Annotated in this window: 16 protein-coding genes; 11 read left to right on the forward strand and 5 right to left on the reverse strand. The window is 39.4% G+C overall.

Features of this window, described 5'->3' with window-relative positions; all coding sequences use genetic code 11:
* Positions 1-124 precede the first annotated feature (124 nt).
* Positions 125-1117, reverse strand: a complete 993-nt coding sequence (locus ABD009_RS00510) for an ion channel (RefSeq protein WP_343821972.1) — start codon at positions 1115-1117, stop codon at positions 125-127.
* A gap of 198 nt (positions 1118-1315) precedes the next feature.
* On the opposite strand from ABD009_RS00510, the gene ABD009_RS00515 reads away from it, so the two are divergent.
* Both ABD009_RS00515 and ABD009_RS00520 read left to right on the forward strand, forming a co-directional pair.
* On the forward strand, positions 1316-2233 hold the full coding sequence (locus tag ABD009_RS00515) for a pirin family protein (RefSeq protein ID WP_343821974.1): 918 nt from the start codon (positions 1316-1318) through the stop codon (positions 2231-2233).
* Positions 2234-2335: 102 nt separating this feature from the next.
* Positions 2336-4183 (forward strand): metallophosphoesterase family protein, encoded by a 1848-nt coding sequence (locus ABD009_RS00520; protein ID WP_343821976.1) that lies wholly within the window; start codon positions 2336-2338, stop codon positions 4181-4183.
* Positions 4184-4290: 107 nt separating this feature from the next.
* On the opposite strand, the gene ABD009_RS00525 is transcribed toward ABD009_RS00520, so the two are convergent.
* Complete coding sequence (locus tag ABD009_RS00525; RefSeq protein WP_343821980.1) at positions 4291-5475, reverse strand: class I SAM-dependent methyltransferase; 1185 nt, start codon at positions 5473-5475, stop codon at positions 4291-4293.
* Positions 5476-5687: 212 nt separating this feature from the next.
* Between ABD009_RS00525 and ABD009_RS00530 the strand changes: the two genes are divergently transcribed.
* The gene (locus ABD009_RS00530; protein WP_343821983.1) at positions 5688-6803 is read left to right on the forward strand and encodes a DUF3083 family protein; all 1116 of its coding nucleotides are present in this window, start codon (positions 5688-5690) and stop codon (positions 6801-6803) included.
* Here the strand turns inward: ABD009_RS00530 and ABD009_RS00535 are convergent.
* On the reverse strand, positions 6781-6960 hold the full coding sequence (locus ABD009_RS00535; protein WP_343821985.1) for a hypothetical protein: 180 nt from the start codon (positions 6958-6960) through the stop codon (positions 6781-6783). The genes ABD009_RS00530 and ABD009_RS00535 overlap by 23 nt on opposite strands.
* A gap of 71 nt (positions 6961-7031) precedes the next feature.
* Here ABD009_RS00535 and ABD009_RS00540 point away from each other — a divergent pair, with 71 nt between their 5' ends.
* The 4 genes from ABD009_RS00540 (at position 7032) to putA (ending at position 13429) form a co-directional block, all read left to right on the forward strand.
* Entirely contained in the window at positions 7032-7649 is a 618-nt protein-coding gene (locus tag ABD009_RS00540) for an HvfX family Cu-binding RiPP maturation protein (RefSeq protein WP_343821987.1), read from the forward strand.
* Positions 7650-7727: 78 nt separating this feature from the next.
* A complete protein-coding gene (locus tag ABD009_RS00545) occupies positions 7728-8279 on the forward strand; it encodes an NAD(P)H nitroreductase (RefSeq protein WP_343821990.1) in 552 nt (183 codons plus the stop codon).
* Positions 8280-8311: 32 nt separating this feature from the next.
* The gene (locus ABD009_RS00550; protein WP_343821993.1) at positions 8312-9283 is read left to right on the forward strand and encodes an aldo/keto reductase; all 972 of its coding nucleotides are present in this window, start codon (positions 8312-8314) and stop codon (positions 9281-9283) included.
* Between the two features lie 339 nt (positions 9284-9622).
* Positions 9623-13429 (forward strand): bifunctional proline dehydrogenase/L-glutamate gamma-semialdehyde dehydrogenase PutA, encoded by a 3807-nt coding sequence (gene putA / locus ABD009_RS00555; RefSeq protein ID WP_343821995.1) that lies wholly within the window; start codon positions 9623-9625, stop codon positions 13427-13429.
* A gap of 82 nt (positions 13430-13511) precedes the next feature.
* Here putA and ABD009_RS00560 read toward each other — a convergent pair whose 3' ends face one another.
* A complete protein-coding gene (locus ABD009_RS00560; protein WP_343821998.1) occupies positions 13512-14900 on the reverse strand; it encodes an MATE family efflux transporter in 1389 nt (462 codons plus the stop codon).
* Between the two features lie 285 nt (positions 14901-15185).
* Between ABD009_RS00560 and ABD009_RS00565 the strand changes: the two genes are divergently transcribed.
* The 3 genes from ABD009_RS00565 to ABD009_RS00575 are packed head-to-tail and all read left to right on the forward strand — an operon-like array spanning position 15186 to position 17753.
* On the forward strand, positions 15186-15671 hold the full coding sequence (locus ABD009_RS00565; RefSeq protein ID WP_330997649.1) for a low molecular weight protein-tyrosine-phosphatase: 486 nt from the start codon (positions 15186-15188) through the stop codon (positions 15669-15671).
* Positions 15672-15685: 14 nt separating this feature from the next.
* Positions 15686-17032 carry a class II 3-deoxy-7-phosphoheptulonate synthase gene (locus ABD009_RS00570; RefSeq protein WP_343822004.1) on the forward strand — a complete coding sequence of 449 codons (1347 nt, stop codon included), beginning with the start codon at positions 15686-15688 and terminating at the stop codon, positions 17030-17032.
* A gap of 4 nt (positions 17033-17036) precedes the next feature.
* Positions 17037-17753 carry a heparan-alpha-glucosaminide N-acetyltransferase gene (locus ABD009_RS00575; RefSeq protein WP_343822006.1) on the forward strand — a complete coding sequence of 239 codons (717 nt, stop codon included), beginning with the start codon at positions 17037-17039 and terminating at the stop codon, positions 17751-17753.
* On the opposite strand, the gene ppsR is transcribed toward ABD009_RS00575, so the two are convergent.
* Positions 17733-18545 carry a posphoenolpyruvate synthetase regulatory kinase/phosphorylase PpsR gene (gene ppsR / locus ABD009_RS00580; protein ID WP_155693410.1) on the reverse strand — a complete coding sequence of 271 codons (813 nt, stop codon included), beginning with the start codon at positions 18543-18545 and terminating at the stop codon, positions 17733-17735. The genes ABD009_RS00575 and ppsR overlap by 21 nt on opposite strands.
* Positions 18546-18721: 176 nt before the next feature.
* Here ppsR and ppsA point away from each other — a divergent pair, with 176 nt between their 5' ends.
* Complete coding sequence (ppsA, locus tag ABD009_RS00585) at positions 18722-21103, forward strand: phosphoenolpyruvate synthase (RefSeq protein WP_343822011.1); 2382 nt, start codon at positions 18722-18724, stop codon at positions 21101-21103.
* Positions 21104-21143: the final 40 nt, after the last annotated feature.

Genomic DNA, 21143 nt, shown 5'->3' on the forward strand with positions numbered 1-21143 from the left:
AGTTGGAACTTAATAATGAAGAAATAACATTAACACGGTCTCAAGATGCCAATGCTATCCATATATTAAGACCGAGGTTTGCCATAAAAGTTTCACTAAAATAGGAAAATATTTATATTAATTTTTAACGACTGGTTTTTTTAACGAAAACCACCACATAAAGTGCCAACGCAAAACTACCAATAAATGCTTCAAAAGTAGCTACCGCTCTAGCTATACCAATAGGATGGATGTCTCCGTAACCAAGTGTAGTAAAGGTAACAACACTAAAATAAATAGACGATCCAAAGTGGCTTAAATTTTCATAAAAAGTGTGGTTTGAGTCAAAACCTATAGGGCCATAATTAGATTCAACGCCCATGGTAAAGTAAAAACAGGCACAAAAAAGAATAAACCACACGGAAAACGCGATAACGTTACGAGGCTTTTCACCATAGCCGCAAAATAAGTCTACGAGTTTTGAACTGATGCGCTCGGCAGAATAGCGAGGCTTCTGTTTGCGTATCATCGTCGACTCTTTATAGGCAAATTGCCCTGATAAGTTCATTAAACCATTGTCACTAGCTGCTTTTCTAAAAGCACGATAAATTTCTTCTGACTGCTCATAAAAGTCAGCTGCTTTAGTATGGTTTCCTTCACGATCAGCTTGTCTGGCGATTGACTCTTGATATACATATGAGCCTAAACTCACATTGTCTAACCTGGCGCCACTTAACTTTACGCCAAGTAAGTTACAATTAAATAATTCTGCACAGTGCAAATCAGCGTCTTTTAATTGGGCTTTCATAAAAGAGGCACCGGAGCAGTTTGCGTTAAACAAATGAGCATTGCGTAGGTTTGCGCGATAAAAGTCTGCATTTCGAAAGTCATAACCTGTGGAGTGCCCGTAGCGAACGAGCCTAACATTCTCCAAATCGGCTTTTTTTAAACAAACCCCTTGAGTAACGCCACCAGCAGCTACAAACTCTTCAAGTTTTAGCGCTAATTTCATGCCTGTTTTATCTATGGTTTTATCGTGCCAAAAACAAAAGCCATTTCCTATATCTAGCTCATTGCAAGACTCACCTTCGGTAGAGGTAAAGGAGCAACGCTTAGGGTTTGATTTATCTTCTAACATAAACCTACATATAGTTTGTTTCTCTATGTATATAAAGATAGACAAGTTTTTTTAAAATAGACAAACAAAATAACCTTTCGATATTTTAGAATACTTACAATCACATTTAGCAATTTACTTAAATTTGTAGAAGCCCAATACTACTGACATCGTAAATGCAGCTAACCTGCATCTTTATTTTTAAAGTGTGAGAACAGTATGAACAAACAAGTGTCGAAAATAATGAACGGGATGCCGACTCAGGACGGTGCTGGGGTAAACCTAACTAGAGTTATAGGGCAACCTGCGCTTAGGAACCTAGACCCTTTTTTAATGCTTGATGAAATACGCTCGGATAACCCAGATGATTATATTGCGGGTTTTCCACCACATCCTCATAAAGGGTTTGAGACATTGTCATACATGGTTCAAGGTAGCATGGAGCATAATGACTCAACGGGTGGACATGGTTTAATTACCTCTGGTGGCGTTCAGTATATGACGGCAGGCAAGGGCATTGTTCATTCTGAAACCCCAAAACAAGACTCTGGCATGTTATTCGGATTCCAACTTTGGTTAAATTTACCAAGTAAAGACAAGCTTCAAGCTCCTCGCTATATCGATATTCCGAAAGAAAATATTCCGGTCATTAGTGAATCGCCAGCTATAAAGGGAAAAGGGCAAGTAAAAGTCATAGCAGGTCAATTTAACGGCGAAGGTGAAATAGGCCCGGTTGTGCGAGATGATATTCAAGCTGAGATTTATGACATAACATTAGCCTCAGGAGTTCTAGAGACAAGTATCCTAGATGAAAAGCGCGGTTTCATTTATGTTTATCAAGGTGAGATAACGGTCAATGGTAGTAAGGTTGCAGCTAAACAAGTTGCGGTATTGTCAGAAGGTGAAGTTATTAACATCAAAAATGACCACACTGACACTAACTTTAGCACTCAAACTCACTCAGGCAGACACATTGGTTCTCACGTAGGCATTAGTGAGGAGAGTGAAGCCGGCTTTTTATTGTTGGCAGCTAAACCAATAGGTGAGCCAATAGTGCAATATGGTCCATTTGTGATGAATAAAATGTCTGAAATAGATACGGCGCTTAAAGATTATCAATCCGGACACTTTGTGTAACATTATAACCATCGACAAAATCTTGTAATCGGTTGAATAAATTACCAATCCTAGCCATAGTATGGGGTTATAGTAATTTATTTGATCGAAGTTGAGACATTTGTGGCTATACACCCACCAACCATTTTATGTGGTCCATTTCTAAGACTCGTAGACAAACATCAAGCTAATATTTGGTTTGTTGCCGATGGATTGCATGATTATCAATTAGAAGTTAAGGCCTTATCCAACAAGGTCGATATTCAGCAAGCCCTAGACTTTGTCCAGTTGGGCGAAAAGTGCTTTGCCTACCTTATTAATATCAGACCAATGGCAGAACATTGGGCGCTCTCTACTGAGCACTCATATACTATCCTTAACAATGTACCTAACGTAAAGCCTAGTGGCGAAGTCTTAGGACATTTTAAGGTTAACGAAACCATCTCTTCTGTAATACAAGGTTCCTGTCGTAAACCCGATCATCCATCGGTAGATGCTTTTAATGGTATTGCGGATAAAATTAAAGAAGATTTTGATGCGCGTCCAGATTACTTATTGATGACGGGCGATCAGGTATATGCCGATGACGTGTCTGCACCTATGTTAGTAGCCGCGCAAGCGTTATCTAAAAAGCTTGGATTATTTTCAGCGGAGCATGAGCTAGGGAATGTATCAAAGCAGCAACTTGACTGGCGATATTCATTGAATAATCGAAGCCAATTGTTTCCTAAAAAAGAAGATCAAAGTCGCTGGTCTGAATTTTGGCATGGCACTGACATCATTTCTTCTCGATTTCATGATAATCACTTAATAGGACTTGATGAGTTTTTTGCCGTTTATTTATTAACTTGGTCTTCAAGCGTCTGGAGTTTTGTTACGGACGACGTGGAAAAAGCAGAAGAGAAAGTGCATGGTCAGCTTAAAGTCGCTTATCAAAATGACTGGCAAGCATTAAAAGGCTTTATAGAAACACTGCCTGACTTTGAATATGCATTGGCAAATACCCCAACCATGATGATATTTGATGATCATGACGTTACCGATGATTGGAATTTAAGTGTTGATTGGGAAGAGCATGTCTATGGGCATTTAATAACTCGTCAAATGATCCGAGATGCTTTGTTGTCGTACACGGTATTCCAAGGCTGGGGCAACAACCCAGATAATCATCAACCGCTTATAAACACCATGAAACAGTTATCCATGACGGGGGATTTTGCCGACAATAAGTTTACTGAAAGCCTGTATGATTTTAATGACTGGCACTACGAAGTACAAAGCCAACCTAAAATAGTGGTCTTAGACACACGGACGCACCGTTGGCGCTCAGAAACATCAGCTAAAAATCCAAGTGGTCTTATGGACTTTAAATACTTAGAAGAGTTGGAGAGACAACTATTTGAGCCGCAAACCTCCATGTTATTAGTTTCACCGGCCCCAGTTTTTGGCGTAAAGGCCATAGAAGTGGTTCAAAAAGCTTGTGCTCTAGTGGGTAAGGAACTGCTGGTGGACGTTGAGAATTGGATGGCCCATCAAGGCTCCGCTAAAAAGTTAATGAATATGTTACGTCATGACAACGCGCCAGACGAAGTTATTATTATGTCTGGTGATGTTCATTACTCTTTTTGTTTTTCAGCCGAGAGGCGATTTAGCTCCGACACCGATAAAATTTGGCAGTTGACCTGCAGTGGTTTCAAAAATCAATTTCCACCAGGCTTACTTAAGTTCTTTGATTATATAGACAGGTTTCTTTATTCACCGCACAGTCTGCTAAACCTTTTTACCAAACGAAGAAAGTTGGAAATTGAACATCACCCATTAAAAGCGCAGGCAAGCCGTTTTAAACAAAGAAATTTGCATACACAATCAGCGGCAGGTTTAGTGGAATTAAATGAGGATGGAACATTAAAAGGGTATAGCTTAATTACTTCTGATAATCATCAGCTTTTCTTTGATCTAGAAGAGAGTTGAGAAAACGAACACAGAAATCTAAGTGAGATTTTATAAATCGAGTTAGAGTTTATAATAAAGTGAAAAGAAAGACGCGCCATATCAGATAACAATATGGCGCCAATAACTTAGAATACTTGGCAAACAAAACCTTTTAAGTAAAAACCTTCAGGGTATGTACTTGCAATAATGTGGTCGTGGGCTTGGTTTAACTTCTCTTTAAAGAAAACATCGCGATTTGCATCGAGAGCAGCATCAGCAACAACCTTTTGGAAAAGGTTCGTTTCCATAAGACCAGAACATGAGAACGTTAATAAGTGACCGCCTGGGTTTAATAGCTCCATAGCAATACGGTTAATGTCTTTATAACCACGACATGCACCGGTTAACTGCGCTTTAGACTCAGCAAACTTTGGTGGGTCCATTACAATCACATCAAACTTCTTACCATCTTCTTTATACTTACGAAGCAACTTAAATACGTCGTGACGAACATATTCAACTTTAGAGTTATCAAAGCCATTAAGCTCTACATTACGTTCAGCTATTGCTAATGCTTCTGCAGAAAGGTCAACTTGAGTAACACTTGTAGCACCACCACGAAGCGCATATAAACCGAAAGTACCTGTATAACTGAAGCAGTTTAAAACAGACTTGTCTTTAACATAGGTTTCTAACAATGCTCTGTTGTCACGTTGGTCAAGGTAAAAGCCCGTTTTATGGCCTTGTTCAACATCAACGTACGCTTTAATGCCGTTTTCTGAAATTATTACATCTTCAGGTAGTTCACCATGAATTAAACCACGTGTTTTTTTGATGCCTTCTTTACCACGTACATCTGCATCAGAACGTTCGTAAATAGTGAAATCAGGGAACACCTGTTTTAATGCTGAAATAATATTGTCTCGTTGGAACTCTGCGCCTGCACTTACCAATTGAATCACAATCGTCGTATCAAAAACGTCAACGGTTACACCAGGTAAACCATCATTTTCAGCGGCTAAAAGGCGATAACCTGTTAACTGACCTTTTTCAATGATGTCAGCGCGAATAGCTTTTGCACGCTCGATACGCGCTACAAAAAAGTCGTGATCAATCGTATCACCTTCATTAAAACTCCATATACGAGCTCTAATTTGTGAATGAGGAGAATAAGAGCCTGTTGCTAGCCAGTTGCCGTCTTCGTCTTTTATATCAATAGTTTCGCCTAGTTTAGGGTTATCTACTACTTTTTTAACCCCTTTAGAGAATATCCAAGGGTGTTTACGAGTTACGGCTTTGACACGTTCATTTCTAATAATAATTGCAGGCATACAGGGCTCTATTTTGTAAAGGCGATAAATGGGTCGCGGATTTTAGTCTAAATGGTAATTATAGCAATGAATAATAGGCTGGATTCAAAAAAGTTTTAATATATTAGTCATATCTTAGTCACTAAAGCTTAAAGAAATTCGCGTACATTTTAGAGCAGAAAATATACCAATCTGTTTTATTTTTTAACTTAATCAACTTGGGTAGCTTAGTCATGCCAATATTAAATAGAAGACATTCATCACGATATAAAAAGAGCCAGTCGCAAAAACTATACCTACCATCAAACAGCCGTGAAAATCAGTATTTTTTGTTAGAAATACCCACTAGCGCAATATCAAATGATATAAACAATGTTGGTTTGATTGAGCTGAAAAATCGCTTTTTTCAATGTTGTAAAGAATATGGAATTAGAAATGGTCTATTTGTTGCGAACAACAAGCTTGTGAAGGTTAGGTACGGGGAAGAAAATAACGTGCTTATGACAGACATGCAGTGTTTAGTTTCATATTCGCCAACTCAATACTTTGGTTTCCATAGCTATATAGAGCCTGATACTAAAGTTAGTAAAATTGTGTTTGTTGTATTGGCGTCGGGAAATGACATTCGTAGTCAAGCGGTAAACCTGCATAGTAAAGTAACTGCGTTATTGGCAGACTTTGCTAGTGACATTGATGTAGCCGTTGAGTTATTTAAATTAAGGGACTTTCAACACATTACCTATGATTTATTTGCCCCAGAAAAAGGCCATAAGCAAACGGTGACTCATGGTTTTAGGTCTGTTGTTACTCGTTATAATCAACAGGGGCTTATAATCCCAAAAGTTCACAAATCTAATCATTTTGTGGTTGTTAAAATGCCAATCAACATTGAACTTGCCAATAAGTTTGAAAATAGCCAATTGGGTTTTGAGTATTCGAGTTTATATAACCAGTTATCTAATTCTATTAAAAATGCATTAGAAGCGCAGTCACTTAATCACGCTGCAATCGTTGCCAATGGCAAACAGCCATTTATCAGTATCAACGATGAAGAATTTGAACTTGAGTCCGATGAAATTGTAAAACTCGGATTTGACAGTAATGTTAAAGATCACCGTTATCTGTGTTTGTTCGACTCTAAAATGCTGGTGGACTACATTCAGATTGTAATTTCGGCGAAGTCAGATGATGATTTCCAATCAAGTTATGCACCTTTTGTCAAAAGAGTACACAACGCTATTTCAAGTTTAACTGAGGCTTTACATATTGAACCAAGCAGGGACGTTATAACTTGTCGGTTCTTTCAGCATCTGAGATACAGTTTACCTACTGATCTAACCAACCTTTAATAACAGCTACGCTAACGTCTTGTCGTTGAGACACATAAACTCGAACTAAATTCTTAAGTTTTAGCTGCTTTTGTTTGGCGTCGTCTATTTGGCGACGCATTAAGCGCATTTTATTTCGAGCTCTCTTTAAACGCTCTTCTTTCGAAAGTTCAGTCATGACTTTGTAAGTTTATTCCTTGTTTGCCTGTCTATAAATATAATTCAAAGAACTATAAAGGGATACTCTCAATGTCAGTAGTTTCACTATATGACCAAGCAACAAAAAAATTAAACTACTTGGATGGAATAGCGCCACTTTTACTGCGTTTATATTTAGCGCCCATTTTTATCCAAGCTGGCTGGACAAAATTCCAAAATTTTGAAGGAACATCAGCCTGGTTTGGTAATCCAGATTGGGGCTTAGGACTGCCTTTTCCTGAAGTATTAGCCTTGTTAGCCGCGAGTACCGAGTTAGTAGGCGGTTTCCTTTTATTAATTGGGCTTTTTACTCGTTTAATATCAATTCCATTGGCTTTTACCATGGTTGTTGCTGCGATAACAGCACATGCTGAAAATGGTTGGTTAGCGTTATCCGATGCCACTAGTTGGTTGGCGGACGGTACTATTTTGCTGAATGAACAAGTTTTAGACGCCGTTGAAAAGAAGCAAGCGGCAATCTCAATTCTAAAAGAGTATGGTAATTATGAATGGCTCACCAGTTCTGGCTCCATCACTATTTTAAATAACGGCATAGAATTCGCAGCGACCTATTTTATTATGGTTTTTGTTTTGATTTTTACCGGTGGCGGTCGCTATACCAGTGTTGATCACTTATTGCGCAAAAAAATCTTTAAACAAGGCCACTAGACTATTGATATAAAAGGGTATGGGATAGTTTGAGTAAACACGGTAAACTAACGCCATTGCTTATTACAGGAATCGAACATGCAGGCGTTAGATCTTTTATTGACCCGATCATCATTTTCAAAGCTTACGGCACCCGCACCGTCGGGAAAACAACTTGATCAAATCATTCAGGCTGGACTAAGAGCCCCAGATCATGCTCATTTATCACCTTTTGATTTCATTGTTTGTGAAGGGGAAGGTTTAAATAAGTTAACAACTATTTTTACTGATGCTGCAATAAAAGCAGATTCTAGTATCGAAAAAATTGAAAAATCAAAAAAAATGACGTCTAGAGCGCCTATGATCATTGTCACAATCATGCGTTATCAAGAACATGAAAAAGTGCCACGTGTTGAGCAGGTCTCTACAGTAGGATGTGCAACTCAAAATATGCAAATGGCGGCACAGGCCATGGGCTTTAACGGTATTTGGCGTACTGGTAGTTTTGCTACCGACATTAACGTTCGTAATGCTTTTGACTTAAATCAAGAAGATGAAATTATTGGCTTTCTATATTTAGGCACACCTGAGTGTGAGCCGCCAATCAAAAGAGATCGAGATGCCAGCAAATACGTTCGCTATTGGCGTTAATCTACCGAATTAAAGAACACATTAGGGATCAAATGAAAATTACAAATGCGCTACAAAAATTAGGTGTAACTAATCCACTTATATACGGTTGTATGGGACTAGGTGGCGGTTGGAATCAGAATCCAGTTTCAAAAGACGACATACGCCAGGCTAATGAAGTTATAGATAGGGCATTAGAGTCTGGGTTCCAGTTATTTGATCACGCAGACATTTATACTTTTGGCAAAGCAGAACAAGTATTTGGTGAAGTATTAAAGTCACGTCCAGAACTTAAAGAGCAAATGGTTCTGCAATCCAAGTGTGGCATTCGTTTTGATGCCGGCACTACACCTAAGCGTTATGACTTTTCAAAAGAGTGGATAAGCTCTAGTGTAGAAGGCATTTTAGAGCGTTTGAATATTGAGCATTTACCTATTTTGTTGTTACATAGACCAGACGTATTGATGGATGTTGAAGAAGTCGCCGAGGTTTTTTCTGAATTGCAAAAACAAGGCAAAGTAGGTCAGCTTGGCGTTTCTAATATGTCAGCAAATCAAATGCAGCAATTACAAAGCAAAATGAAGTCGCCGTTAGTTGCAAACCAACTTGAGATGAGCTTAAGCAAATTAGATTGGTTAGAACAGAGTATTCTAAATAACGTAGGCAATGCACCTGGTCATTCTTTTACTACAGGGACTATTGAGTATTGCCAATCTCAGGATGTGCAAATTCAAGCCTGGGGTAGCATGAGTCAAGGGCTGTTTAGTGGACGTAATGTGAATGATGAAAGCCAAGCTGTACAGCAAACCGCGGAAAAAGTATGCCGCATTGCAGCTGAAAAAGAAACATCCACTGAAGCCGTTATTTTAGCGTGGCTAATGAAACATCCTGCGAACGTTATGCCTGTGGTTGGTACAACAAACATCGACCGAATTAAAGCCGCAGCACAGGCAACTAAAATAGAGTTGTCTCGTGACCAGTGGTACGAACTTTATGTATCAGCTAGGGGCGAAGAGCTTCCTTAATAGGAAACTCTGTTGGCTGTTTGTCGCTTACGATGAACGGCCAGCTAACAACCTTCCACCAATAGTTTATTTATTTCTATCTAAACCAAATAATTGTTTGTAACGTTTAGCAAAAGTTTGTTTTTTTTGTGCTCAACGTTGTCACCTTAAATTCAAGCGACTAAGGTTGCAGTTATCGCTCATTTAATGCACTGTGATCACTTATTAAATAGATAAGTAAAACTAAGTGTAGAGACACAATATATTTTATTAGTCAGTTAGTTATTATTTCAATTAGAATGCGCGCCATTCGAAGTTACCACTTAGGTAGCTCATAATTTGTTTAAGAGGATTTTGCCTATGTTGTTTAACGACAACCTAATTACAGATTGCCCAATTCGTCAAAAAATTCGAGACTTTTATCGTATTGATGAAGAAGAGGCAATGAAGTATATCCTACCTGAGGCTGAGATCAGCCTTGCTGCTCGAAGTAGAGCATGGGAAAGGGCACGTAAAATGGTTGTGCGTATTCGTAAAGAGAATACGGAAAACAGCGGCATAGATGCACTCTTAAATGAATATTCATTGTCTTCAGAAGAAGGCGTTGTACTTATGTGCTTGGCCGAAGCTTTACTGCGAGTGCCAGACAAAGGAACGCAAGATAAGTTAATACAAGATAAGATTGGCCAAGGCTCTTGGAGTCGCCATATTGGTGGCAGCGAGTCTTTGTTTGTTAATGCTTCTAGTTGGGGGCTGTTACTTACCGGTAGTATGGTTAAATACTCTAGCGACAGCACTAAAGCGCAATATGGTGTATTAAAAAGAACCGTAGGTAAGTTTGGTGAGCCTGTGATTAGAAAAGCAATGAAAGTTGCAATGAAAATCATGGGTCAGCAGTTCGTGATGGGCGAAGACATTGAAGACGCTACTGAACGCGCCATGAAAAAAGAAACAAAGGGTTACGTATATTCCTACGACATGCTGGGCGAAGGTGCTCGTAACATGGAAGATGCGGATAAATATTACCAAGCCTATGTAGATGCAATAAAAGTTATTGGTAGAAAAGCGAAAGGTCGTGGACCAAGAACGAGCCCAGGCATTTCAGTAAAGTTATCGGCAATTCACCCGCGTTACGAATTTGGTAACCGCCAACGAGTGTTAGACGAAATTGTACCAAAGCTAAAAGCGTTAACATTGATGGCAAAAGAGTGGGATATTGGCCTTACAGTTGATGCTGAAGAATCCGAGCGATTAGACATTTCATTAGACATCATTGAAGCTGTTTTTCTTGATGATGATCTTGGTAATTGGAATGGTTTTGGTCTTGCGGTTCAAGCCTATCAAAAGCGTGCAATTTTTGTAATTGAATGGCTTCGCAGCATAACGCTAAAAACAAATCGCAAATTAATGGTGCGTTTAGTTAAAGGTGCTTACTGGGATTCTGAAATAAAAAATGCACAGCGCGATGGCGAACCTCATTTCCCTGTGTTTACTCGTAAATCGTCTACAGACGTTTCATACCACGCATGTGCAAATAAACTATTAGAGTATCGCGATACCATTTACCCACAATTTGCCACTCATAATGGTTATACCGCTTCTACTATTTTGGAACTGGCGGGTGATGATAAAGAAGGTTTTGAATTTCAATGTTTACACGGTATGGGCGACAGCCTTTACGACCAAATTGTAAGCGAACAGCAAATTCAATGTCGTATTTACGCACCAGTAGGTGTGCACGAAGACTTACTTGCTTACCTAGTAAGACGTCTTTTAGAAAATGGCGCAAACTCGTCATTTGTTAATGCGATAGTTGATGTTGATAAGCCAGTAGAAGACTTGCTCTTTGACCCAATGGAAAGAACGCAACGTTTGTCTTCTATTTACAACGAACAAATTAATTTGCCACATCAAATATTTGGCAAAGAAAGAAACAATTCGAAAGGTCTAGATCTAACAGACATTAATGAGCTTGTGACACTTAAAAAGTCATTGGTCAATTGGTTTGAAAATAATCAAGCAGACGTGAAAGCATCTACAACAGCCGATGCTTCAAATAAAACGCTACATCCGGTGTTAAACCCAGCAAATCATGATGAAGTTGTTGGTTACCATCAGTTTGCAGAGCCTGCTGACATGTTAAGTATGCTAGAAAAAGCTGACTCGACGTTTAACTCATGGTCTCAAACTCCAATTGCGGAGCGTGCTGAATTATTACGCCGAACTGCAGACATTCTTGAAGAACATATGGAAGAGCTTATTGGTCTTTGTATTAAAGAGGCCGGTAAAATAGCAAAGGATGGCGTGGATGAAGTTCGAGAAGCAGTAGATTTTTGTCGTTATTATGCGGCCCGCGCTGAAGAACTAGCAGAAGATAATCGCTTAGAACCTCGTGGTGTTATCGTTTGTATTAGCCCTTGGAACTTCCCGTTAGCAATATTCTTAGGCCAAGTGGTTGCTGCTATTGTGACCGGTAATACGGTACTAGCAAAACCAGCTGAGCAAACGAGTTTAATTGCTATTAGAGCAATTGAATTAATGAAGCAAGTTGGCCTTAAAGAAGGTGTAGTGCAACTTGTTATCGCAAAAGGCCCAGAAGTTGGCAGTACATTATTGCCTGATGAACGTGTTAAAGCAGTAATGTTTACTGGTTCAACACAGACAGGCACTCTAATTTCACAAATATTGGCTGAACGTGGCGGAGAGCAAGTTCCTTTGATTGCTGAAACGGGCGGTCAAAACTGTATGATTGTTGACTCTACAGCGTTACCTGAACAGGTTGTTGATGACGTGATTGCGTCTGGTTTCCAAAGTGCAGGCCAGCGTTGTTCGGCGTTACGTGTACTGTTTGTTCAAGAAGATATTGCTGATAACGTAATCCGAATGATTAAAGGCGCATTAGAAGAATTGTCCATTGGCGATCCCGCTTTGTTATCAACGGATGTTGGCCCGGTTATCGATGAAAAAGCGCTTTCAACATTAACCAGTCATGCTGAGTCAATGAAATCAAAAGGTAAGTTAGTTTTTGAAGGTGTACTTGGTGAAGACTGCCAAAACGGAACTTACTTTGCCCCTCGTTTATACGAAATCGATAATATTAATCAGTTAGAGAAAGAAGTCTTTGGTCCATGTGTGCATGTTATTCGTTTTAAAGCGGATCAAATCAATGAAGTAATTGAGCAAATAAACTCAACTGGATTTGGTTTAACCATGGGCATACATTCTAGAATTGAAGAGCGAACACTTGAGCTGGCAAGATTATCACGAGCGGGTAACGTATACGTAAACCGTAACATGATTGGCGCAGTAGTTGGTGTTCAACCGTTTGGTGGACGAGGCTTATCAGGTACTGGACCTAAAGCGGGCGGACCAAACTACTTACCTCGTTTAATGATAGAAAAAGCAACGCCAGATGACTTTGAATATCCTGATGAAGATCCAGCGCTAGAGACGGACGACCTGTCTATTGATGCCGCTGGTGAGTTAATGGATACAGCAAAAGTAACAAGAGAAACGTGGCGATTAACTGATTTGGTTCAACGTTTGTCTTATGTTCGTCAGTTGTTAGCAAGTATTGCAACGGTTGATATTGTAGAAGACTTAGCGGATGACTTAGAAGAGACGTTAAGAGCTTCTCGCAATCAGTTAATTAACATTGAACGTAAGATGAAGCGTCCAGTTCAATTACCTGGACCAACGGGTGAATCAAATACTCTGTACTATGAACCTCGTGGTACGTTAGTTTGTTTCGCCGATAAAAACGTATCTTTCCACTATTGGACGCTTTCTGTAGTTACTGCACTGGCAACGGGTAATGTAGTTGTTGCTGTGGTATCAGACTTATTCTATGAGGAAGCTCAAGCGTTCAGAGAAAAGTTACTAGCGACAGGTGTTGAAAAGGGAGTGTTACAGGTTGCTCGTCTTCGCCACTTAGAACCTCTATTGGCACATGAAGATTTAGCCGGTGTTGTAATCGAATCAAGATCAAAGCGTACTGCTTATGTAGCAGAGCAACTTGCTCGACGTTTTGGTGCGATATTACCTGTAATCGAAGCTGAGTATGACGATAACCTAATCTCGCGTATGTTGACTGAGAAAACAGTGAGTATTGATACAACGGCTTCTGGCGGTAATACATCATTGATGACGCTTACTGAAGAAGACTAATTTTATAGATAGTAAAAAGCCCGCTTAAAGCGGGCTTTTTTATTGGGAAAACGTTAGCTTTTACCTTTCAAATGGAAACGGCCTAATCAGGTAAAAACGTATCTGGGTGTTTAAGTGTTTTTCTGAGCCAGTAGAAGAACATTACTGACGCGGCACTTAAACCTAATACAATTCCCCACCAAAAGCCGGCTGGCCCCATTGCTGGGACGAGTATGTCGGTTCTGCCAAGCATATAACCAAGTCCAAAACCTAACGGCCAGTAGGCAATAAATGTAATATAAAGCAGAGGCTTAGTGATTTTTAATCCTTTAAAAATACCAGCACACATTACCTGAACGGCGTCTGGTAATTGGTATATAGCGGTAATGATTAAAATACTAGAGGCGAGGGCAACTACTTCAGGCTGCTCTGTATACATAGAAATGATTGAGTCTCTGAACAGATAAGTTATTAGCATCACAAATGAACCAAATGCTGCGGCTAAAACAAAGCATGTTTTAATTGCCTGTTTAAGCATATTTATATCGCCAAAACCTTTTAAGTAACCAATGCGAATAGTGGCCGCCATAGATAAACTTAGCGGAGCCATAAATACAACGCTACTGTAGCTAAATGCAACTTGGTGACCAGCAATAGCAATTGCGCCTAGTGGTGCAATCGCTAACGCTGAAAATGCGAATAGGGTAGTTTCAAATAAAAGTGATACAAAAATAGGTAAGCCGATTCGAGACAGGCTTTTAATTTTTTCTAAATTTGGTTTTTCAAAACGGCTAAATACTTTCATTGGTTTAAGCTTTTTGCCTTTGTGTAAATAAATTAAAAGCACAATAAAGCTTATCCACTGAATGATGGCGGTAGCTAATCCGCTGCCCGCTCCACCAAGTTGTGGCATGCCAAACTCACCAAAAACAAAAATATAATTGAGAGGAATGTTAAGAATTAAACCAATTACGCCGGTAATCAAAGCTGGAGTAGTTAAGCCTATGCCTTCAAAAAAGCTTCTGAAAACAAAAAATAAACAGGTTGGTAATATGCCCCAAATAGCAAACTGCAAATAACCTAAAGATTTTTCATGGAGTTCAGGTTCTAAATCTAGGTTATCAAGCGGTACGTTTACAAACTGATAAATTAGTACCACAAAAAAGCAAACAATTAACGCGAGGTACATTCCCTGATAAAGCGTTGAAACAAGTGGTTTTGTATCATTATTAGAGCCAGAAGCCCCTAGGAGTTGTGCTACTACCGGAGTAACGGCAATTAGCAGTCCTTGGATAGAAAAAACAACAGGTCCCCACAAACTAGTTGCAACGGAAACTGAGGCCATATCAACGTGGCTTAACTGACTTGCAATAACAGTATCGGTAAATAGCATTAATGCCGTAATTACTTGGGTAATTAAAAGCGGAATGGCCAGCTTTAAAAGGTGTCGAGTTTCATTTAAATCAAACAGTTTTGATTTTACTTGGGTCATTGAGGCACTTCTGAATAGCATAGGGTGCTTTATTATCTATTTAAACACTATTGATGGCTAGAAATAATCTGTTGATTTGAGTTATTTGGCGACTAATAACTAAAAATAATAAATTATTAGTATATACACTCTATTTTCCTGTCAGAAATAGTTTAAATATTCCTTACAGTATGGCTTAATGGGGACATAGGTTTGGCAAGTAAGATGTCTTTTGACCCTTTTCTTTTTGTCCTACGTTTTTTGTTAAACCACTTAGTTTAAATTTCAAACAAGGTTATCTGTTAAGTGACATTAGCTTCTATTAATTCTGTACTTTTCGTGTGTTTAGGCAATATTTGTCGTTCACCATCAGCTCATGCTGTTTTTAGACATAAATCTAAAAACGCTGGGTTTGATATAACTGTGGATAGCGCAGGCACAGCGGCATATCATCAAGGTGCACGCCCTGATAGTCGTTCTCAAAAAGTAGGTGAAAATAGAGGATATGACTTCACAGAAATTTCCGCGAGAAAAGTAGAGCAACATGACTTTGAAAAGTTTGACCTTATCCTAGCAATGGATAACGCAAATTTTTCAGATTTAATAGAGCGCTGCCCAGAAGAGTACCAACCTAAAGTAAGGTTAATGACTGAGTTTTGTCAGACGTACGCTGACGAAAGTGAAGTACCTGATCCATACTATGGTGGTGCCGCCGGATTTGAATTTGTTTTGGACCTCATTGAAGACGCAAGCGATGGTCTTCTTCATCAAATTAAAAACGAACCTAATTAAACTAAGGGTATTAAGTGACCAATTGGACTCCCGAAAGTTGGAGAGCGTTGCCAATACAGCAACAGCCAACGTATAAAGATAAAGAATTATTAGCAAATGTAGAAGCTCAAATTCATTCGTTTCCTCCTCTAGTTTTTGCAGAAGAGACTAGAGAATTACATCGTCAATTAGGCGAAGTAGCTAATGGCCGTGGATTTTTACTACAAGGTGGTGATTGCGCGGAATCCTTTAGTGATTTTAGTGCGACAAATATTCGCGATACATTTAAAGTTATGTTGCAAATGGCCGTAGTACTTACCTTCGGTGGTAAAGTACCGGTAACTAAGATTGCTCGTGTTGCAGGTCAATATGCTAAACCTCGTTCGTCGGACTTAGAAGAAGTTAACGGTGTTAAACTGCCAAGTTACCGTGGCGACATAGTGAATAGTTTTGAGTTTAATGAGTTAGCTCGTGAACCTGATCCTCAACGTTTAGTGACAGCTTACCATCACTCTGCATCAACACTGAATTTGTTAAGAGCCTTTGCACAAGGTGGACTAGCAGACTTGCATCAAGTAAACCGTTGGAACATGAGCTTTGTTGAGTCAAACCCGAACAGAGACCGATACCAGCATTTAGCTGATCAGTTGAAAGAAACGCTGGATTTCATGCAAGTTATTGGACTTACGTCTGAAACAACGCCAATGATTAAAGAAACGCAGCTGTTTACGTCGCATGAGGCATTGCTTCTTAATTACGAACAAGCGTTAACGCGTAAAGATCATTTAACGGATAAATGGTACGACTGCTCTGCGCACATGGTTTGGATTGGTGAGCGTACGCGTCAATTAGATCATGCACACATTGAGTTTTTCAAAGGCATTAATAACCCGATTGGCGTTAAAGTAGGTCCAGGTATGCAACCTGATGAACTTATTAAACTAATTGATGCATTAAACCCAAATAACGTACCTGGTCGTTTAACCTTGATTACTCGTATGGGCGCTGATGTTATTGGTAAGAAGTTACCAGCACTTGTGCAACGTGTGAAGCAAGAAGGTCGTCATGTTGTATGGAGTTCAGATCCAATGCATGGCAATACAATTAAAGCCAGCAACGGTTATAAAACACGTAACTTTGATGCGGTACTAACTGAAATTCAAGACTTCTTTAGCGTTCATAAAGCGGAAGGCACTTGGGCTGGCGGTGTTCACTTTGAAATGACAGGTCAACACGTCACAGAATGTACCGGTGGTGCTTACGGTTTAAGTGAAGCTGATTTAAGCAAGCGTTATGAAACACAATGTGACCCTCGTTTGAATGCCGATCAAGTATTGGAACTCGCTTTTCTAATTACAGATGCACTTAAAGACGCAAGATAAAGTTATGAACAATGTGCGTTATCCCGTTATTGATTGGTTTCGGGGTTTCGCAATTTTGTTAATGGTGATTTATCACCTATGTTACGACCTAGATGTTTTTGGTTATATTGATACGGTATTTGGTACTGGTTATTGGGTACCGTTTCGTTACGTTATTGTGATAAGTTTTTTACTGTTAGTTGGCCTCAGTTTACAGTTTGTTCATTACAAAAAAATAAACGTCAAAAACATGAAAGTAAGAACTCTGCAATTAGGTTTAGCCAGTGCAGTTGTAACAATTTCCTCTTATTTTATTGCTCCGCAAAAAGCCACTTTGTTTGGTATTTTACATCTTATTTTACTAGCCAGTTGGTTAGGCCTGTTATTCATAAATCGACCTAAGCTAAGTGCTATCGCTGGCACCACTATTTTTGCACTAGGCCATTTTGTTGAAACAAACCTGTTTGATTCTAATTGGTTACATTGGGTAGGAATGGTTGAATACGTTCGCCCAGCGCTAGATTACGCGCCATTATTTCCTTGGTTTGGTGTTGTGTTGTGGGGGATTGCGCTCGGTTATGTAATACAGAGCAATGTTTTTATTAGTCGCAGCTTACTAAATATAAATGTCACTCAATCTAAATTTAATTCGTTTTTAAATTGGGCTGGCAAACATAGTCTTATCATTTACCTTATTCACCAGCCTTTAATGTATGGCGTATTAATGGTTGTGTCGGGCTAACTTCATTGCTGAAATTATTTTTGCCGATATCTCTTCAACCGAAAAGTGCGTGGTATTGATAAAAGGTATTTTATTGCCTTTATACATGCGCTCAACTTCACGTAATTCCATTCTGCACTGCCTTAGAGAAGCGTACTTACTGTTTGCATAACGCTCATTTCTAATTGCAGCAAGTCTATTTGGTTCAATGGTAAGTCCAAAGATCTTACGTTTGTTTTCTTTCAGAACCGCAGACAGTTTAAAGTCTTCCATGTCATCTTCAGTAAAAGGGTAGTTTGCAGCTTTAATTCCGTACTGGAGCGCTAAATAAATACTGGTAGGTGTTTTACCACTTCGAGACACCCCAACCAATATTACATCGGCATCTTTATAGTTATCAGTTGTTTGGCCGTCATCGTTAGTCAGTGCAAAATTCATCGCTTCTATTCGAGCATCATATTTATGCTCTTTAATAGAGTGTGTTCTATGCTTAACGGGATTTGCTGGGACGTTTAGCTTATCGCTAATTACTTTTGAAAATGGTTCCAATACGTCAAAACATATTGAATGAGAGTCTGCAATTTTTTCAGCTAATGACTTATCTACAAAGGTATGAAATACAAAAGGGCGATGACCTGTAGTTTTAAAACGTCTATTTATCTGTTCTTTTAATAGATTAGCTTTTTCATCACTTTCAATAAATGGCACTGTTATATGCTCTATCGTAAAGTCATATTGAGACAAGGTAGCATGGCCAATGGTTTCAGCAGTAATGGCGGTGCCATCTGAAACATAAAATGCAGTGCGAGTCATAGTTGTCCTTTGTAGTAATAAATTTTCAAGTGCATTTAAATTTTACCAATTGAGGTTGGTTGTGTAGAATGCGCTCGCGTTTGTAAGTCTTTTTGTAATAATACAAATCATATAACAAAATAGGCTTCGAACTCTATTTTATCTCAAAACTTATTAAAATTAGTGGAGAATGTCACGTGCAGGAATATGTACTCTGGTATCAAGAATTAGGAATGAACGACGTCAACCAAGTTGGCGGTAAAAATGCGTCATTAGGCGAAATGATCAGTAACCTCGCCAATGCTGGAGTGAAAGTGCCGGGTGGATTTGCCACAACGTCTTTCGCGTTTAATGAATTTTTAGAACAAAGTGGTTTAGAAGCAAGGATTCATAACATCCTTGATACGTTAGATGTAGATGATATTGCTGCACTAACAAAAGCAGGTGAGCAAATTAGAAACTGGATCATTGAGACTCCGTTTACACCTGCATTAGAATCAGCGTTAGCAGAGTCTTATGAAAAATTAGCAGGTGAATTAGGCGAGCAAGCGTCATTTGCGGTTCGTTCTTCTGCCACTGCCGAAGACATGCCAGATGCATCATTTGCCGGTCAACAAGAAACTTTCCTTAATGTAAAAGGCTTAGACGCAGTAAAAGTTGCCGTTAAGCACGTTTTTGCATCTTTGTTTAATGACCGAGCTATTTCTTATCGCGTACACCAAGGTTATGACCACAAAGGCGTGGCATTATCAGCGGGCATTCAGCGCATGGTTCGCTCTGACCGTTCTTCTTCAGGTGTTATGTTCTCTATCGACACTGAATCAGGCTTTGAAGACGTTGTATTTGTAACGTCAGCATTTGGTTTAGGCGAAATGGTTGTTCAAGGCGCAGTAAATCCTGATGAGTTTTACGTACATAAACCAACACTAAAAGCGGGGCGCCCAGCTGTAGTGAGAAAAACTATGGGTAGCAAAGCTATTCAAATGGTTTATGCCGATACTCAAGAGCACGGTAAGCAAGTTAAAATTGAAGATGTTGATGTAAACAAGGCAAACGAGTTTTCATTAACAGAAGAAGAAGTAATGGAGCTTGCAAAACAAGCCGTTATTATTGAGCAACATTACGGCCGTCCAATGGATATTGAATGGGCCAAAGACGGTTTAGATAACCAACTTTATATTGTTCAAGCTAGACCGGAAACCGTTCGTAGTAACGAAGAAGCGAATGTAATAGAGACTTTCCAATTAGAGCGCCGAGGTACTGTTAAGTGTACAGGTCGTGCTATTGGTCATAAAGTCGGTTCGGGTGAAGCTAAAGTTCTTAAGTCTATTGCTGAGATGGATCAAATCAAGCCTGGCGATGTCCTAGTTACAGATATGACTGACCCAGATTGGGAACCTATCATGAAGCGAGCTTCTGCGATTGTGACTAACCGTGGCGGGCGTACTTGTCACGCAGCAATCATTGCTCGTGAACTAGGAATTCCTGCTGTAGTAGGTTGTGGCGATGCAACTTCTTTAATTACCACAGGTGATGAAGTAACAGTATCGTGTGCAGAAGGCGACACAGGTTACATTTACGGAGAAGTTTTACCATTTGAAGTGGTAACCTCAAAAGTAGATGAAATGCCTGACTTACCAGTAAAAGTAATGATGAACGTAGGTAACCCTGACCGTGCATTTGACTTTGCTAGGTTACCGCACGCAGGTATTGGTTTAGCACGTTTAGAATTCATTATTAACCGTATGATTGGTGTGCACCCTAAAGCACTATTAAACTATGATGTGCAACCAACTGACGTTAAAGATGAAATCGACGAATTGATTGCGGGTTATGATTCACCAGTTGAGTTTTACATCAACAAATTAAAAGAAGGCATTGCCACTTTAGCAGCCGCTTTTTATCCTCAAAAAGTTATCGTTCGTATGTCTGATTTTAAATCAAACGAATACGCTAATTTAGTTGGCGGTGAGCAGTACGAACCAGACGAAGAAAACCCAATGATTGGCTATCGAGGAGCTTCTCGATATATCTCTGACAGCTTCCGTGATTGTTTTGCTCTTGAGTGTGAAGCATTGAAGCGTGTTCGTAATGAAATGGGCCTAACAAATGTAGAAGTAATGATCCCATTTGTAAGAACCGTTGGTGAAGCAAAACAAGTTGCTGAGTTACTAGACGAACATGGCTTAAAGCGTGGTGAAAATGGCCTTAGAGTTATTATGATGTGCGAGTTGCCATCTAATGCATTGTTGGCTGACCAATTCCTAGAGTACTTTGATGGGTTTTCAATTGGTTCAAACGATTTAACACAGCTGACGTTAGGTTTAGACCGTGATTCAGGTTTAATTGCACACTTATTTGATGAGCGTAATGAAGCCGTTAAAGCTTTATTATCTATGGCGATTAGAGCAGCGAAAAAGGCCGGTAAATACGTAGGTATTTGTGGTCAAGGGCCTTCAGATCATGAAGACTTTGCAAACTGGTTAGTAGAAGAGGGTATTGACTCTGTTTCTTTAAACCCAGATACAGTATTAGAAACATGGTTGTATTTAGCGGAACAAGAACAAAAACGTTCTTAACCCAATAGTACAAGACTCACCTTAGTAAAAGTCAGCCATG

The sequence above is a fragment of the Psychrosphaera haliotis genome (assembly GCF_039523615.1).
Lineage (GTDB): Bacteria > Pseudomonadota > Gammaproteobacteria > Enterobacterales > Alteromonadaceae > Psychrosphaera > Psychrosphaera haliotis.